The sequence below is a fragment of the Terrimonas sp. genome, assembly GCF_003075435.1.
GTDB lineage: Bacteria > Bacteroidota > Bacteroidia > Chitinophagales > Chitinophagaceae > Agriterribacter.
In genome coordinates this window covers 1-16,257 of the sequence record NZ_QCZJ01000013.1, presented here as the reverse complement: position 1 = coordinate 16,257, position 16,257 = coordinate 1, and the positions used below count along the sequence as shown (strand labels likewise).

At 40.4% G+C, this 16,257-nt stretch carries 15 protein-coding genes; 5 read left to right on the top strand and 10 right to left on the bottom strand.

Going from position 1 to position 16,257, the window contains the following annotated elements; all coding sequences use genetic code 11:
• The first annotated feature begins 211 nt into the window (after positions 1 to 211).
• The gene (locus DC498_RS14665) at positions 212 to 1,120 is read left to right on the top strand and encodes a lysophospholipid acyltransferase family protein (protein WP_116874930.1); all 909 of its coding nucleotides are present in this window, start codon (positions 212 to 214) and stop codon (positions 1,118 to 1,120) included.
• A 24-nt stretch (positions 1,121 to 1,144) separates the two neighbouring features.
• On the opposite strand, the gene DC498_RS14660 is transcribed toward DC498_RS14665, so the two are convergent.
• The gene (locus tag DC498_RS14660) at positions 1,145 to 1,381 is read right to left on the bottom strand and encodes a Uma2 family endonuclease (protein ID WP_133176862.1); all 237 of its coding nucleotides are present in this window, start codon (positions 1,379 to 1,381) and stop codon (positions 1,145 to 1,147) included.
• Between the two features lie 192 nt (positions 1,382 to 1,573).
• Here DC498_RS14660 and DC498_RS14655 point away from each other — a divergent pair, with 192 nt between their 5' ends.
• A complete protein-coding gene (locus DC498_RS14655; RefSeq protein ID WP_116874928.1) occupies positions 1,574 to 4,201 on the top strand; it encodes a zinc-dependent metalloprotease in 2,628 nt (875 codons plus the stop codon).
• A 60-nt stretch (positions 4,202 to 4,261) separates the two neighbouring features.
• On the opposite strand, the gene DC498_RS14650 is transcribed toward DC498_RS14655, so the two are convergent.
• From DC498_RS14650 to DC498_RS14635, 4 genes are all read right to left on the bottom strand, one after another.
• Complete coding sequence (locus DC498_RS14650; protein ID WP_116874927.1) at positions 4,262 to 4,741, bottom strand: hypothetical protein; 480 nt, start codon at positions 4,739 to 4,741, stop codon at positions 4,262 to 4,264.
• Between the two features lie 31 nt (positions 4,742 to 4,772).
• On the bottom strand, positions 4,773 to 5,213 hold the full coding sequence (locus DC498_RS14645; RefSeq protein WP_165813853.1) for a nuclear transport factor 2 family protein: 441 nt from the start codon (positions 5,211 to 5,213) through the stop codon (positions 4,773 to 4,775).
• A 34-nt stretch (positions 5,214 to 5,247) separates the two neighbouring features.
• On the bottom strand, positions 5,248 to 6,075 hold the full coding sequence (locus tag DC498_RS14640) for a hypothetical protein (protein ID WP_116874925.1): 828 nt from the start codon (positions 6,073 to 6,075) through the stop codon (positions 5,248 to 5,250).
• A 111-nt stretch (positions 6,076 to 6,186) separates the two neighbouring features.
• Positions 6,187 to 7,071 (bottom strand): DUF6597 domain-containing transcriptional factor, encoded by an 885-nt coding sequence (locus DC498_RS14635; protein WP_116874924.1) that lies wholly within the window; start codon positions 7,069 to 7,071, stop codon positions 6,187 to 6,189.
• A gap of 54 nt (positions 7,072 to 7,125) precedes the next feature.
• Here DC498_RS14635 and DC498_RS14630 point away from each other — a divergent pair, with 54 nt between their 5' ends.
• Together DC498_RS14630 and DC498_RS14625 are read left to right on the top strand one after the other, a co-directional pair.
• On the top strand, positions 7,126 to 8,379 hold the full coding sequence (locus DC498_RS14630) for an LVIVD repeat-containing protein (protein WP_165813852.1): 1,254 nt from the start codon (positions 7,126 to 7,128) through the stop codon (positions 8,377 to 8,379).
• A gap of 104 nt (positions 8,380 to 8,483) precedes the next feature.
• A complete protein-coding gene (locus DC498_RS14625) occupies positions 8,484 to 9,872 on the top strand; it encodes an APC family permease (protein WP_116874922.1) in 1,389 nt (462 codons plus the stop codon).
• A 105-nt stretch (positions 9,873 to 9,977) separates the two neighbouring features.
• On the opposite strand, the gene gldG is transcribed toward DC498_RS14625, so the two are convergent.
• Positions 9,978 to 11,687, bottom strand: a complete 1,710-nt coding sequence (gene gldG / locus DC498_RS14620; protein WP_116874921.1) for a gliding motility-associated ABC transporter substrate-binding protein GldG — start codon at positions 11,685 to 11,687, stop codon at positions 9,978 to 9,980.
• A 4-nt stretch (positions 11,688 to 11,691) separates the two neighbouring features.
• Positions 11,692 to 12,411, bottom strand: a complete 720-nt coding sequence (gene gldF / locus DC498_RS14615) for a gliding motility-associated ABC transporter permease subunit GldF (RefSeq protein ID WP_116874920.1) — start codon at positions 12,409 to 12,411, stop codon at positions 11,692 to 11,694.
• A 169-nt stretch (positions 12,412 to 12,580) separates the two neighbouring features.
• Between gldF and DC498_RS14610 the strand changes: the two genes are divergently transcribed.
• Positions 12,581 to 14,707: a T9SS type A sorting domain-containing protein gene (locus tag DC498_RS14610; protein WP_116874919.1), complete on the top strand. Its 2,127-nt coding sequence runs from the start codon at positions 12,581 to 12,583 to the stop codon at positions 14,705 to 14,707.
• 99 nt (positions 14,708 to 14,806) lie between these two features.
• Here the strand turns inward: DC498_RS14610 and DC498_RS14605 are convergent, their stop codons facing one another.
• The 3 genes from DC498_RS14605 to DC498_RS14595 form a co-directional block, all read right to left on the bottom strand.
• Entirely contained in the window at positions 14,807 to 15,184 is a 378-nt protein-coding gene (locus tag DC498_RS14605) for a helix-turn-helix domain-containing protein (RefSeq protein ID WP_116874918.1), read from the bottom strand.
• Complete coding sequence (locus tag DC498_RS14600) at positions 15,181 to 15,495, bottom strand: type II toxin-antitoxin system HigB family toxin (protein ID WP_116874917.1); 315 nt, start codon at positions 15,493 to 15,495, stop codon at positions 15,181 to 15,183. Before DC498_RS14600 ends, DC498_RS14605 begins: the two co-directional genes overlap by 4 nt.
• A gap of 101 nt (positions 15,496 to 15,596) precedes the next feature.
• The gene (locus DC498_RS14595) at positions 15,597 to 16,079 is read right to left on the bottom strand and encodes a hypothetical protein (protein ID WP_116874916.1); all 483 of its coding nucleotides are present in this window, start codon (positions 16,077 to 16,079) and stop codon (positions 15,597 to 15,599) included.
• Between the last annotated feature and the right edge of the window lie 178 nt (positions 16,080 to 16,257).

Here is a 16,257-nt window from a genome sequence, read left to right as displayed (position 1 = left end):
GCTATCAGCAGCCAGCGGTCAGCCTGAGCGTACAAGTATCCTGTTTTAAGCACGAGGAAGATTAATGGGTGAACAGCAATGCATTGTCAACGGCGGCAAATGCCAATAGAAAACAGACAATAGCACACGTTTTTTGCACTCACTGCTGATAGCTCAAAGCCCATAGCTGATAGCTGACCGCTGATAGCTAATATCAAATTATCTTTGCCTGATGTATTATATAGTTTTGGCACTGCTGTATTTATTTTCATTCCTTCCACTCTGGATCATCTACCGGGTTTCTGATTTCTTCAGTTTTATACTCCATTATATTATAGGTTACAGGAAGGAGCTATTGATGAAAAACCTCACTATTGCCTTTCCTGAAAAAACAGAAAAGGAAAAAAAGCGGATCATTAAAAAGTTTTACAGGAATTTTACCGACACCTTTCTTGAGGCGATCAAACTGCTCTCCATGTCGCAAAAAAGCCTTGAGAAGAGAATACAGTTTGACCATTCCATTTTTGATGAATTATATGCTTCAGGAAAAAGCTGCCAGGTACACCTGGGGCATAACTTTAACTGGGAATGGGTAAATGTAAGAGTAACCCGGCAGCTTGCCTACGAGTTCCTGGTAGTATATATGCCTATAGGCAATACAGTAATTGACCGGCTGTTTAAGCATTTCAGGGAAAAGATGGGTTCTAAAATGCTGGCAGCCACAGATATGAAAAACGCGATGTTGCCATACAGGAATTCGCAATACCTGTTAGCCCTTGTGGCAGATCAAAACCCCGGCATTCCGCAAAAAGCATATTGGGTAAATTTTTTTGGACGCCCAACACCTTTTGTAAAAGGCCCGGAAAAGAATGCACGGTTCAATAATATACCGGTAGTATTTGCCCGTTTTTATAAACCCAAACGTGGGCATTATGTTATTGAAACCAAGCTGGCGGCACTTAAACCGGCGGAAATGAATGATGGACAGTTGACTTTGGAGTATGTTCGCTACCTGGAAGAAGTGATCCGCAAGCAACCCGAAGTTTATCTATGGAGCCATAACCGCTGGAAATTTGAGTATAAAGAAGAATATGCGCATTTGAAGGTAGAAGATCAAACAGGCACCACAATTAATCCATAACATATCCTGGCAAACACTTCGCTTTTACATAACGCCTTCATATATATCCTGCAGTGTAACAGTAAAACCAATACTGTTGATACACATGGCATCGGTTTTCTCTTTATATTCTTCAAACCGCCATGCATTATCCGCTTGCTTTCTGCCAGTGCGGATAAACATTTTTACCGAATCTATCATGATGTACGCTTTCAAAGATTCAATCTGCATGTTGTAGAAAAACTTTTTGCCGGTATCATAATCTTCCGTTGAACATTCCAAATTTTCGCTGATTGGTGTCTCACCGCTCACTCCCAGCGCAAAAATTTGAAATACAACCAAACCGGAGCAAATCCTCCAAATTTTGCCTCTTGTAATTTTTTTTATCAGGTTAAACCGCCAATAAGCCTCTCAAAGAAATCCCGGTAAGTTCAGCCGCAATATTTTTATCTTGTGTATAAATAATCATCGCTTATGTATGCAAAGAGTTTTTTAATTGCAGTAGCATGTGGAATGCTTACTGTTACAGCCGTTGCGCAAAAGAAAGGCGCTGCACCGGCGGCTGATACTACCAAAAAAGCTGCGCCGCCAACGCCGCCCAAAGCAAGTATTGCAGATAAAACAAAGTCAAGCAAAAAAATTGAAGGGCTTTTTGTTGTATACCAGGATACTGCTACCGGCAGCGTGCAGTTGTATATCAAAAAACCCCAGATTGGTAAGGAGTTTATTTACCAGAGCTTTTCAATGGGTGGACCAACCCGTTTGTTCCTAAACCAGAACATGATCCGCCAAACATTTACGTTCAGCATTAATAAGAGTTATGACAAGCTGGAATTTGCGCAGCAGAACACTAATTTTTACTACGACAGCACAAATGCTGTGAGCAGGGCGGCCAATGTAGATGTCGCTCCGGCAAATTTCTTTACAGAAAAGATCGTAGCGGAAGATTCAACAGGATATCTTATTGCTGCCGATGGATTGTTTTTGAGTGAAAAGCTCGATCCCATCAGGCCTACCATACCTCCCGGCATTCCGCCAACCTTGGTGTTTAACCTTGGCATGCTGAACGTTGCGAAATCAAAATATGCTAACATCAGGTCTTATCCTGACAATACAGATGTAATCGTTGACCTGGCATATGATAATCCAATGCCTTTTAACGGTGGAGGCGCTGATGTTACCGATGCCCGCTATAACCGCGTCCGCATGCAACATTCTTTTTTGGAAGTGCCGCAAAATGATTTTAGGCCTCGCAGGGATGATCCACGCGTAGGGTATTTTGGTGCGGAAGTAACGGATCTTACCTCTATTTCGCCTGCTCCATATAAAGATTTTATCAGCAGGTGGAACCTGGTAAAGAAAGACCCTGATGCGGCCATAAGTGAACCCGTTAAACCCGTAGTATACTGGATAGAAAATACAACCCCGGTGGAGTATCGCCAGATCATTAAAGAAGCCGGTGAAAAATGGAATGAGGCATTTGAAAAGGCAGGCTTTAAAAACGCGATTGTAATGAAAATCATGCCTGATACCGCAACCTGGGATCCTGCTGATATCCGTTATAATGTTATCCGTTGGGTAAGCAGCCCTTATCCAAGCTATGGCGCTATCGGGCCCAGCTTCTTTAATCCCAGAACAGGGCAGATATTAGGCGCTGATATTACCGTTGAATGGAGAAGTGGCGCAGGCACACCCGCTTATGATGATCTTTTTAATGGTAATACAGGTGCTACAGGCATTGGAAATGTAGCTTTGCCGTGGGAAGCCAAAACTACCGATGATGTTAAATCACCTCATTTAAGCTTCGGCAAATCACATCTTGCATATTGCAATATTGCGCAGGAACTGCAATCGCAATATACTGCCGGGCTAACTATGCTTGAAACGCTCGACAACAAACCGGAAGAAGTAAAGCAAATGCATAAGGAGTTCCTTATCTATCTGATTATGCATGAAATGGGGCATACCCTTGGCTTAAATCACAACATGAAAGCAAGCCAGATGTTGAGCCCTGCGCAGGTAAATGATAAATCAATTACTGAAAAGATCGGGATGATCGGCTCTGTAATGGACTATCCTTCCATCAATGTAAGTCTTGACAGGGCCAAACAGGGCAACTACTATACAACAAAGGCTGGACCTTATGACCTGTGGGCAATTGAATATGGCTATACAGCTTTTTCACCCTCGGAAGAAAAAGCCGGACTTGATAAAATATTAAGCCGCAGTACAGATCCGCAACTCACTTTCGGTAATGATGCTGATGATATGCGTTCTCCCGGAGGAGGTATCGACCCCCGTGTAATGGTTAATGATATGAGCAATGATATGGTCGCGTATGCTGAAGACAGGTTTAAGCTTATCAATGCTATGCTGCCTAAGCTGAAGGATCGTTACAGCCAGCCCGGGCAAAGCTACCAGCTGCTCCGCCAGCGTTATTTAATGCTGCAGAATCAACGCCTGCAAATGGCTAATGCCGTTAGCCGTTATATTGGCGGCGTGTATGTTGACAGAAGCTTTACCGGTCAGCAAACTACCACCAAACCATTTACACCGGTATCTGCGGATCTTCAAAAGAAGGCGTTGGCATTGCTGAATAAATATATATTCTCTCCCGCAACTTTTAATACAGACGCAACCTTGTTCCCATATTTGCAAATGCAGCGTCGTGGCTTCAATTTCTTTGGCTCTACTGAAGATTATAAACCACAATCTACTGCGCAAACCATTCAGCTATCGCTGCTTGCACAGTTATTGCACCCGGTAACATTGCAACGTATTAACAATAGTGGTTTATATGGCAACACTTACACCACCGCAGATGTGATGGCTGATCTCAACAAATATATTTTCGCGGAAGATTTAAAAACAAATGTGAATTTATATCGCCTGAACCTGCAAACAGAATACGTAAAAGCTTTATCATCCATAGCTACAGGTACTGTACCTGCTGCTTATGATAATGCTTCAAAATCTGCAGCGCTGTCTTCTTTAAAAAAGATAAAAGCAATGCTTGCAACAGCGGTATCTACCAATGAGCAAACAAGAGCGCATCGTACAAATCTGAATTTCTTAATAGATAAAGCTTTGGCGGTGAAATAATTTCCGGCACAGGTAATAAAAGGCAAATGCTTCAATTTTAAAGTTGAGGCATTTGTTTTTTTATCTCTTCAATCTCACCCTTTTTTCCACAAACTTATGCTTGCCCCATTTTTCCGTTACATCGGTACCATCAGCCAGTGCAGCTTTTTCAAAACCATAAAAGATCAAAGTATCACCCTTAATCTCCCACCGTTGCGTATCCCATGCATCAACATCTGTCGTGTCAGTTGCATAAGCAAACGTTTCTTTATACATATTTCCATTTACTTCGTAAGGCCCTGCACCGGCATAATAAAAATTACCTGCAGCGTCGTACATCACAAAAGCATAATACCCGTCATGAAACATTTTCACCTGCTGGGGAAACCTTTTCGGTTGTGTCATCTTTCCATACACTTCATTTGACACAAGTACCCAGTTGCCTTCTATTGGTGAATAAGGTTTCGCGGTATCTTTCTCTGAAATTGCAGCCTCCTGGTTGTCAATATTGCTATTGCATGCTGCAAAAAATATTACAGCAAAAAATAAACAGTATCTCATATATAATAGCTTTAAGTTCACTTAATGTTACTTAAGAACCGAGTTGCCTTTTAAGGTCATCGTGATCCCAGCTGATTTGTATATCTGTTATTTTATTATCGGGGTTAAGGCGGAAGATGAAAATATGATCGCTGTCAAAATGCCCTCCTTTATTTGGGATATCGCCAAAATCCTTTTCCTGTGTACCTCTTATCACCACCTGGCAACGTACGGAATCTTCCCCTTCCGCAACCGCCGCATCAAGCGTATTATCAATATCAGGAAAACAATCTATCAACGCAGTCCATATACCCTTTCCAAGCTCATGTATCTTTCCCTTTCCTGCTTCACCAAGGGGTTTAAAATATATTGTTCCATCAGGGTCGCAAAAGCCCAGCATTTTATCTACATTTTTTTGCTGGTAGGCGAAAATGAAGCTTACACATGCGTTTTTAAGGCTTAATGCGTGTTGCTCTTTAATAGCTGAGGTCATAAAATAAAATTTATGTGTGAAAAATATTATTGCATTACAGGGTGCTGTATAAAAGGTTGCCCGTTTTCTCATACGCGTTGCCGTAAGTTAGTGATGCAATGCCGGCCCAATAAACAGGTGCTAACGCTATAGCAGGCACCATAAAGGGGAAATAGAAATCCTGAAACCCGCTCATGAGGCATAGTACGCAGAAAACTATTCCCGCCAGGCAAACAATATTCAGTATTACAAATTGCCATTTTTTTATCTCCGCTTTTTTGGCAAGCTCAAAAATCAATACCATTGCTGTTATATAAAGGGAAATTCTGGCCGCGGTTCTCCACGCAATATGAAAATCAAATTGAGCAGAAAAATCGTTTGCATTCTTCCCGCTTTCTGTCCAGCTTTTCATATCGCCGCTTAACATAAAGGAGCTATAATTATCCCACACATTCAGCAATGCAGTTGCAATAAGAATGAACAGGAATAATTTTGAGCGCAAGGTTTTAACAGGAGATAATATAGAGTATCCTCCTAAAAACAATAGCAGTATAGCCAGCATCAGCATTCCATACCTGAACCGCTCTATCCCCGGGTCAGTCAATAAAGTTGCATCAATTCTTGGCGGGCCTAAATGTAAGGGTATCATCGCCGCCAATCCTATTCCACAAAAAAGCCAGCCCCAAACTTTCCCGTTTTTCTTCAGCAAAAAAATCAATACTATACCAAAAAGTATAATGGTTAAACAAATGAAAATATAAGTGGAAAAAATTTGGTTGTTAACCTGCCTTTCGGATGGAAAAAAATTTTCCGTAATTGGATAGAAAGGCAACAATATAAGTATTAAGGCCGCCGCTGATCGAAGTATTTTTTTTAAAAGCATACTGTATTAAATTTACTGCAACAACGTGTAGATATACATTGCGAAGTAAAAATAATACCCTCCCCGGCCAATTGCATTGTAAAACTGCGGCAAAATAGATTTCTTTACATTTTAATGCAATGATTGTGTAACTGGTTTATTCACAATATTAGCCAACTCACTGTTTGCATCAAGGTATTGCTGAGGGGTGCGCCCCGTAAATTCGAGAAAATCTTTTATAAAATGAGACTGATCATAATAAGCGCAATCATTAAATAGCTGCATCCAGTCAACATTCTTTTTTCCGGATATAATATTCATTAAATAAGAGATGCGCCGTATGCGTGCATAATACTTGGGGCTAAGCCCGACTTTTTTGAAAAACTTTCTTTCAAAATTCCTTCTCGACATATATACTTCCCGCAAAATATCATTAACATGCAACATGCCGTTTCTTTCAACAATCAGATTAGCGGCGTTATCAATGCTATCAGCAACAGGGATATTGCTATTACATAATTCCAGCACAAATTGCTCCAGCAATTTTGCTTTATTATCCGCAGTAGCAATAGTCCTTATCTTCTGCTCAATACGCGTTACCGTAGCAACATCAAATTTCTGCCTCAGATCAATCCGCTCTTCCGTAAACTCATACACAGGTAAATTAAAAAGTGAAGCCAGCCCCGCCGGCTTAAAAACAATGCCAGCCATTTCAACAATGCCGCTAAGCCGGAGTGAATAACTATATAGAGACTGCCCGGCAATAAAACTACCAGGCACAGTCAGGTTATCAAACTTTTTGTTAGTTAATGTATATGCATCTCCGGCATTAAACACAATGGAGCAAAAACCGGATGGCGGAGATTCAATAACCATATTATCAACCATATCCCCTTCAGAAGTCCATACATAATAAGCTTCAACAAAAGGAATAAGTATTGAAGACGGACTGAATTTTTGATAAAGCATAATGCCTGCTCTTAATAATATGCGTGGTCCTAATGTACGAAATATCATTAAACCCACGCAACGTTTACTGTTTCTTCAATGTCACTATGCAAAATCATTGCCATGACCCTCCATATCACCACAAAGCCCGGCATTGCTACAGCCATCGTATTACTGCTTGTTATCTTTTCCGGATGCTCAAAAGATAATGCCTCTAAAAAGCAAACATATACCTACACTATCACAACCCCGGTGCTGAAATCAAGAGCTGAAATATTTGCTGCACTTAACGGCAGTATATCAGAACCCGTTAAAACTGCAGGAAAATTGTATATTAAAGGGCAATATATTTATTTGAACGAAGTTGAAAAAGGTATTCATATCATTGACAACAGCAATCCTTCCAAGCCTAAACAGGTGGCTTTTTTAAATATTCCGGGTAATCTTGATATTGCGGTAAGAGATAATATACTCTATGCCGATACCTATACAGATCTGCTGGCTATTGATATCAGTAACCCTAAAAAGGCTACTGTAGTAAACTATATAAAGAATTTTTACCATCGTTATTACTATTATGATAATACAGCGCCTGACATGATCGTTGCAGCAGTAATTAAAAAAGATACAACAGTAGAAGTAAATACCATTTGGGCAGATTGCGCGAATTGCATGTATGCCACTTCAGCACAATCAAACAGCGGCCCAAAATCAAATAGCGGAACAGCAGGCTCTATGGCAAGCATGGTATTAATGAACGATCATCTTTATGCATTACAGGAATCACATTCTTTGGGCATTGTGGATATCTCAACTCCTTCCTCTCCCAGGTTTGATACTACGTATTATGCCGGCTTTGACCTGGAAACAATATATCCCTTTGAAGGAAAATTGTTTTTAGGTTCTATGACAGGAATGTTTATGTATGATATGACCAATCCTCTTGCACCTGTGAAGCTGGGTGAATTTTCACATGGCCGCGCCTGTGATCCTGTGGTTACTGACGGAAGATACGCATATGTTACATTGCATGCCGGCACCTCCTGCGGTGGCGCTGCTAACGAATTGAATGTAATTGATATTAAAGACCTGATGAATCCTACATTGGTTAAAGCGTATAATCTTACAAAGCCAAAAGGGCTTTGTAAAGATGGCGACCTGCTTTTTGTTTGCGATGATAAAAGTGGGGTGAGATTGTATGACGCCGCTAATGTATCCGGACTGAAGCAGTTGAGCAGCATTAATATTGAGAACTCTTATGATATTATCGCGGGCAATAAACATGCAATGGTAGTAACAGATAATGGGCTATACCAGTATGATTACAGCAATACTAAAAATATACGCTTTCTCAGCAAATATGCATTGAAGAATTAGACCCTCTATTTTTATACTTCGGCCATATACCTGATAAGGGTGTATGGCTTTTTATTTTTCTCAAAATAAATCTTTATCTTAACCTCTTTCACCAAAACTAATTCATGTCCTCATCATCGCACCTCACCCGCTCGCTTGGTTTAAAACTGGCAATAGTAATTGTTATCGGTAATATCATCGGCTCAGGCGTGTATAAAAAAGTAGCGCCCATGGCAGCCGAACTGCATGCACCTGGCTGGGTGCTTGTGTGCTGGGTGCTGGGCGGAATAATAACTTTATTTGGTGCATTAAGTAATGCTGAGCTTGCGGGCATGCTGGCTGATACAGGTGGTGAGTATGCTTACTATAAAAAAATCTACGGGCGCTTCTTCGCCTATCTCTATGGCTGGTCTGATTTTGCTGCAATAAAAACCGCGGCTATTGCAAGTCTTGCCTATGTATTTTCACAATCGCTTAATCATATCATACATCTTCCACCCATACTTACATCGCTGGCTGATGTAAATATTGCAGGTATATTTTATCCCTTTGCCAATTTTAATGAAAAACTGGTTGCCATTGCATTGATATTGCTGCTTACGTATTTGAATTGTACAGGCTTAAAAACCGGCGCGGGATTCAGCACATTTCTTTTACTCCTGATGCTGGGCGGCATACTGTTGATTGTGTTTTTTGGATTAAGCAGTCCTGTGGCCGATATATCTTCCGCATTTTCATTGCAAACACCACCAGACCACCCCATTACCATGAGCGCGATATTTACAGCTATGCTTGCTGCATTCTGGGGTTATGAAGGATGGAATTCCGTTGGCTTTTTAGGAGGAGAAATTAAAAACCCCCATCGCAATATTCCATTGAGCATTGTGCTAGGATTAGTGCTGGTGATCATTGTTTATTTTCTTGCTAATCTTGCCTACCTCTCACTAATGCCAATCCCCTCGCTTGAACAGGTTCATGCGCAGGGCAGCAGCATCGCTGCTGTTGAAGCGGTTAAAATTTTCTGGGGAAATGGCGGACAATTATTCATGTCAATACTTATTGTTATCTCCACATTAGGTTGTACGCATGCTACCATACTCAGCAGTGCAAGAACCTATTACGCGATGGCTGCCGAAGGCTTGTTTTTTAAAAAAACCGGCGAATTAAATAAAGCGCATGTGCCTGCAGGCGCATTATGGTACCAGGGTATATGGGCTTGTGTGCTTATTCTTTCCGGCACCTTTGACCAGATTACAGACATGCTCATATTCGCAGCGTTCATATATTATGGCGCTACAACAATTGGCGTATTTATTCTGCGAAAAAAAATGCCTGATGCGCCCCGCCCTTATAAAACCTGGGGCTACCCGGTTATCCCGGCAATATTTATTTTGTTTTGTGTGATACTGATTTTTAATACTATTGTTGAAAGACCAAGAGAAGCAGGCATAGGGCTGGCGTTGATATTGGCAGGAATCCCATTCTACCTGAAGTTCAGAAAGAATATTTCATAAAAGATTTCAGAGCGCCGACGGCAACATTACAGGCTCATGAAATCATTATCATGAGGGAACACCGGGCGTCTGTGTCAGATACCCAAAACCAGGGTTAACCGGAAGTTACACCCCCTGGTATTTCCTCTTTTTAATATATGCATAAATAAACGCGAACAAAATAATACAGGCAGAGGGTAGCACCAGGTTGATCATCTGCCAGGTTGATCTGCTTTCTTCTACCTTTTTCTTATCCAATAAGCGGAGTGTATAATCTTTCCCCCTTGTTTCTAATATACCCGGGTTACCGATAAGATACTCCATACAATTCAGAAAAAATTCTTTATTGGCGTAAGCATAACCAGTATATTCATTCTGCCCCATTTGCAACGGACCTTTTTGTTGTGAAACAACATTGGTTACTATATCTCCGTCAGAAACGACAATCATTTTATTGGCTTCAGCAGCGACAGGCAAAAACGGAGCTTTATACATGTCCGATAAGCTATCTTTTGTTGCAGCCGAAATACGGTTGGTGTATAAAGAATTAAATTGACCTTCCAGCAGCACTGCTACCGGCACATTGGCGCTGGTAAATGTTTCCAGATCTTCTTTATTCTTTACGCTGTTTAGTTCAACTTTTGCAGGTGTGCTTATAATACGTGCATTGGGAGATGTTGCCAGCAATACTGTTTTACTGATACCCTGCGCTTTTACCGTATCAATAGATTGCGGAAACTGCGAAAGCACGTAATCCAGGTTTTTTGAAATGGGGTTGTTATTGTTACCTGATAACAGCGGAAAATACGCCCAGGGCATTAATTGCATTTGTGGGCGATCACCCATCATACCTACAATCTGTGGTATTTCCGTACAATTCATATCCTGTACTATATCCGAATTTATGCGAACGCCATATTTAAACAATATATCATCAAGGTTTAATCCCATATCAAACGCTATGAATGAACCTTCGCTTCTTCTTAAGCTATCCTGCGTTGCAAACAATTTATCAACCAGCCAGAAAACTTTTCCGCCGCGCATAACATACTGATCAATTTTCAGTTTCTGGCTTTCCGTAAAACCAAGTTTTGGTTTTATGATCAGCATGGCATGAAAAAATCCGGGAATAACCGGCACACTGTCTATGGGCAGCATACTGAAACCATAATTAGGCTTTATCGTATTTTCTATAAGATCATATACTTCATAATTCAGAGGCTCACCATTACCTGTTAAATAACCCACTACCGGCACTGAATCCTGCATTACCTTATCTAATGTATTTGCCAGCTTATATTCTAAAAGCGCTTCAGCATTATTTAAAGAATTTATACCATCAACTGAGCTCTGCCCCTTAAGTAAATCAACACCCGCAACCCTGTCTTTATATTCAATAATAATTCCGGGATATACCAACCTTTGCTCTTCCCCCTCGCCCTTTTTCGTTTGAGCGCGAACGTTAGTAGCATTGATGCCCATCCGCTGCAATGAATCAATCAGTATAAGTTTAGCCGTATCATTTAAGTTATCTCCCGGCCTCCGGAAATAGTATTGAATATTGTTTCCCGCAATTTCCCTGAACTCCTGCAGCATATCTCTTGTGCTGCCCTGCAGTTTTTTAAAGCCTGCCGGCAAATCACCATCCAGCAAAACGGTGATGGTAGCAGGTTCATCTAAGGATTTAAGCAAGCTTCGGGTAGCGTTTGAAATGGTATATCTTTTTTCTGAAGTCAGATCGACGCGGGTATGTATTTGCGAAGCAATATAGTTAACCAGCACAATCGCTGCCAGCACCAAAAGCCAACTATATTTTGATTGAATCAATTTTTTCATGAGATCAACGATTCACTAATTTTTTATAGGTAAGGAAAAGAAACAGCAACACAACACTCAGGAAATAAATAATATCCCTGCTGTCTACCGCGCCGCGGCTTAAACTGCGGTAATGAAAATCTATACCTATCATTTCTATAATATAATCCAACCCGCCCTGTAAAGACGGGATTTTACTTACCGCATTAAACCCATTGTATAAAATAAAACATGCAAAAGCACTCAGCAAAAAAGCTACAACCGCATTTTGCGTAAGGCTGCTGCAGCATATGCCAATAGCGGTAAACGCCGAGGCCAAAAAAATTAAACCAATATAAGAACCAGCAATACCACCGGTGTCTATTCCGCCGGTTGAAAGCTGCTTAATTGTAAATACATATATTAATGTGGGAAGTAAAGCAATAATCACCACTACAAGACTTGCCAGGTATTTGCCGGTTATGATCTGCCATTTGGTCAAGGGCCTTGTCGCCAGTATTTCATAAGTGCCGCCTTTAAACTCATCTGCAAAGCTGCGCATGGTAATAGCCGGTATCAACAACAGCAATACCCAGGGCGCCATTTCAAAAAACTGCTCAAGGGTAGCATACCCATAATCAAATAAGTTGGTTTCGGGAAAAATAAAAAGGGATAAGCCCGTGAGCAGCAAAAAAATCACAATTGCCATATAGCCTGTGAGGCTGCTGAAAAACTGCCGGAGCTCTTTTTTTAAAATAGCGACCATTACAATAGTTTACTCTGGATTATCGGAAACGCTCAAAAATACAATTGTGTATTCAAACACATAAAAATTATTGATTTTACATATAAATTTTTACTTAACTTTCATTCGCTGACTATTTCACCAATTCCTGTGAGCCTATATTTTATTCATCAACACAACGGGAACTACCATGAAAAAGCACCTGCTAACACTGCTTATTACAGCACCATTCTTTATTAATGCTCAACAAACCTATACATGGACCGTATCCTCAGGTTCATGGGCAATAGCCTCCAACTGGTCGCCGCAAAGAACAAATCCCGCGCCTGACGATATTCTTCAATTTAACGCCAATACAACCGTTACAGGTTTGCCTTCAAGTGAAAGTATTGGTAAAATAAACGTATATAACAATGCTGTTATAAATTTTAGCGCAGCAGCAGCAAGTAGCATCAACATTGGGAATGCAACTGTAACTGCACCACATTTTATAATAGCAGCCGGATCTGCTGTGAATATTACAGGTATTAATGCTATTGCATTAAATATCACTCCAGGTTTTTCAGCGCAGGTTCATGGTAACCTCAGCTTTGGCGGAACAGCGCACCGTTTAACCGCCACTACTGCAAATGCTATTATATTTTCTACCGGCGCTGTATTTACCGCTAACGCGGGTTTTGGAGGAAACGCGTTCGGCAATACGTCTGCCAATGAAAACTCTGTGGTTTTTCAAAGTGGCGCAACTTATATACGTAAAGATGGAGGTAATCCTTTCGGGCTTTCCGCTCCTGCCGCCGTAACTACTTTTAATAGTGGCAGTATTTACCGCCACCAGGTAAATGGCACAGGGCCTTCACTTGCCGGAAGAACCTATGGCAATGTATATATCGAATCGAATGTAAATTTTTCCGGTATCGGTTCGGCAAGAGATTGCATTATACAAAACGACCTGAATGTACTTTCCGGGTTCTTTTCTTTCAAACCCAATTCCCTGGGCATACATACAGGCAATTTTAATATTTATGGAAATATACTTGCTTCGGGCTCAACATATATAGATATCGGCAGTGATAATATGCCTGGCGCAGTTCAACTGCTCAGCATAAACCAAACCATTGGAGATGGCGGTGGTTCAGGAACAATTACATTTGGCAATCTTATCGTTAATAATACCACTACTACATTATTAAGACCGGTATCTTTGTCAGGCACGCTTTCCCTGCAAAATGGTAAGATAATCAGTTCCGGTGCCTCGCTGCTGACACTTACCTCTACAGGAATTATTCAAAGTGGTTTGCATGACTATTTCAACCTGCCCTATACCAATATAGGTTCCGATCTTTCTTATATTGAAGGACCTGTTCGTAAAATGGGGCTTTCCGGTAGCGATTTTGTTTTTCCGGTGGGCATAAACGGTAAACTAAGGCCTGCCGCTGTGCGGAATGCAACCGGAAATTTTACGGTTGAGTTTATCCGGGGCGATCCATACCTCAACATCGGTAACACAACAGGGACGGGTATTCACCATATCAGCCATTTGGAATACTGGAATATTAGCGGCATCGGCTCAGGTAATGTGGAGTTAAGCTTTTTTGACCCCAACAGCGGAGGCGTGACAGATATGAATGCCTTGCGTGTTGCGTGGTTTGATGGATTTCAATGGGTTGATCCGGGCACAGGCAGTTACCTGGGCTCACCGGGAGCCAATGGATCTGTTACCAGTAATACCGTCAGCAATTTTGGAAGTTTTGCGCTTGCCGGAGCTTTGGGATACCCCAATAATCCGCTGCCGGCTAATGCAATAATTTTTAATGCTGCTATACAAAACGAAAATATCCTGCTGAGCTGGTCGGTTGCGGATGAAACAGCATACCAATATTATATGGTTGAAAAAGCTTCGGCACAGAGTAGCTTTATATCAATCAGCCAGCCAATATACACACAAATAACTGAAAATCAAATATATAAATTCATTGATACCAACCCCTCCGATGGTAAAAATGAATACCGTTTAAAGCTGGTGAAGCGGGATGGAACAGTTATTTACACTGCTGTTTCAACCATTGATTTCAGGAATAAATTAACCATATTTATATACCCTAACCCGGCCCGGGAAAAAATATTTATAAAAATTCCGGAATCAAGCAGCATTTCCGAAATAGCACTTGTCCATATAAACGGCTTCGTTATTAAAAGGTTAATTACCAAAAACCAAACAACTGCTACTGTGGATATTCACGATCTCGCTAACGGAGCCTATTACCTAAAAATAATACAGGCGGGCTCATCCACAATTGTACCAATTGTTAAGTATTAAATAGCCCCAAAACCAACTGCGAAAGGCTGCTCACAAAGCAGCCTTTTTGTTTAATACCTGGTTTGTGTAAGAAAAGTTATTTTATAGGTATAACTGGAATTATAAATGCTCCAGCAAAAAATTACCATCAATTTTAAGCGCTTTGTATACTCCTTTTAAAAATGGAATATCAGGCTTACGCTTACCTGCCAGAATATCAGAAATCTTTGATTGACCTATACCAATTGCGGATGCAAGTTTTGCCTGTGTCATTTTGTTTTCAAACATTTTTAATTCAACTATCTCAACAATTGATTCAGGTATTTTTTTAGGCTGAAGACCTAATACTTCATCTTCATATTTTTCTGCGGCAACAGACATCTCCGCCAATTTTTTCAGTTCACTTACCGATAAATTTGCTTCGCCTTTATCCATCAATTTATAAATAGCTATCATAGTTTCATGATAGCCTTTTCTGGAATTAATTTCGTACTTCATATTCCCCATTTTTTATAAATAACTTTCCCCGCGTTTATTTTGTCATATTCTTTATGTGTTCCAATAAAAAGAATAAAAACTGTTCTTACTTTAAATATTATTAATGCAATTAAGCGATATTGATTCCCCTTTATATCGAAGATGTACCTGTCATTTCCAACACTACCTGTTGTATTAAATGTATTTTTTAATTCAGCAAAGTTTTTCCAATCCGCAGTTTTTGTTTCTTCATACCACTTTTCCAAAGCAGCTGCACTGCCAGGGTGTTCATTAATGAAGGTTTGCAATATGGTTTTTGAAATGATAACCATTGTAATAATAACCTTTACAAATATATAAATATTCCAGTAAATAGATAAATATTACAATTATTATTATTTTAATATAAGTAACGATCTGACTGATAATTACATCAGAATGAATATGCCAGCGCCACTCCATTTTTTGCAGGCTGAAGCCGCAAACTGCTTCCGCCATACTGTTTCATTTTTCTGCTGCCTATTGCCCAAAGTGGAATACCTCCACCTTCCATTCCAAGACCGAAAATAACACAAACAATACCGCCAAGTATTTTACGATCACCTGGTGTAAGCTCATCATAATATCCATTATAGTCATCTGTTTCTTTGCTTCCGGAAGAAATCAGCACAACACCGGTTGCCAGTAGGCCCGCGCCTACACTGGTAAGCACAATACCCGTATTCCTCATTCTTTTGAACCGGATATATTTCTTCTCGTTGTAACTGGCTGACAGCGTTTCCTGAAAAGAATAATTACTTACGGGCTGAGTTAAAAATTTTTGGGTAAATGTGTACGATGACTCCGGGTCCTGGGCCTGAATAAAAGACGCGAACAGCAGGCATAGCATTACACAAAGAGGTTGACGTTTTTTCATATTTCTAGGTTTATTAAAGGTTGATAACTGCAATTTATTATTTTAATTGCATTTTAATTAACCCAAGTTGCTAGTTAAATGAGGAGAAAAAGAGCATCAATAAAAGATAATTTTGAGTTACCACACACAAAACTCAATTATCAATGCTCACAGCTGATAAAATTATAGGTATTTATTG

Bases quoted from the DNA above. Each gene is read 5' to 3' on its own strand.
- DC498_RS14665 (WP_116874930.1), top strand. From the start codon at position 212: ATGTATTATATAGTTTTGGCACTGCTGTATTTATTTTCATTCCTTCCA.
- DC498_RS14655 (WP_116874928.1), top strand. From the start codon at position 1,574: ATGTATGCAAAGAGTTTTTTAATTGCAGTAGCATGTGGAATGCTTACT.
- DC498_RS14650 (WP_116874927.1), bottom strand. From the start codon at position 4,741: ATGAGATACTGTTTATTTTTTGCTGTAATATTTTTTGCAGCATGCAAT.
- DC498_RS14645 (WP_165813853.1), bottom strand. From the start codon at position 5,213: ATGACCTCAGCTATTAAAGAGCAACACGCATTAAGCCTTAAAAACGCA.
- DC498_RS14640 (WP_116874925.1), bottom strand. From the start codon at position 6,075: ATGCTTTTAAAAAAAATACTTCGATCAGCGGCGGCCTTAATACTTATA.
- DC498_RS14635 (WP_116874924.1), bottom strand. From the start codon at position 7,071: ATGATATTTCGTACATTAGGACCACGCATATTATTAAGAGCAGGCATT.
- DC498_RS14630 (WP_165813852.1), top strand. From the start codon at position 7,126: ATGACCCTCCATATCACCACAAAGCCCGGCATTGCTACAGCCATCGTA.
- DC498_RS14625 (WP_116874922.1), top strand. From the start codon at position 8,484: ATGTCCTCATCATCGCACCTCACCCGCTCGCTTGGTTTAAAACTGGCA.
- gldG (WP_116874921.1), bottom strand. From the start codon at position 11,687: ATGAAAAAATTGATTCAATCAAAATATAGTTGGCTTTTGGTGCTGGCA.
- gldF (WP_116874920.1), bottom strand. From the start codon at position 12,411: ATGGTCGCTATTTTAAAAAAAGAGCTCCGGCAGTTTTTCAGCAGCCTC.
- DC498_RS14610 (WP_116874919.1), top strand. From the start codon at position 12,581: ATGAAAAAGCACCTGCTAACACTGCTTATTACAGCACCATTCTTTATT.
- DC498_RS14605 (WP_116874918.1), bottom strand. From the start codon at position 15,184: ATGAAGTACGAAATTAATTCCAGAAAAGGCTATCATGAAACTATGATA.
- DC498_RS14600 (WP_116874917.1), bottom strand. From the start codon at position 15,495: ATGGTTATCATTTCAAAAACCATATTGCAAACCTTCATTAATGAACAC.
- DC498_RS14595 (WP_116874916.1), bottom strand. From the start codon at position 16,079: ATGAAAAAACGTCAACCTCTTTGTGTAATGCTATGCCTGCTGTTCGCG.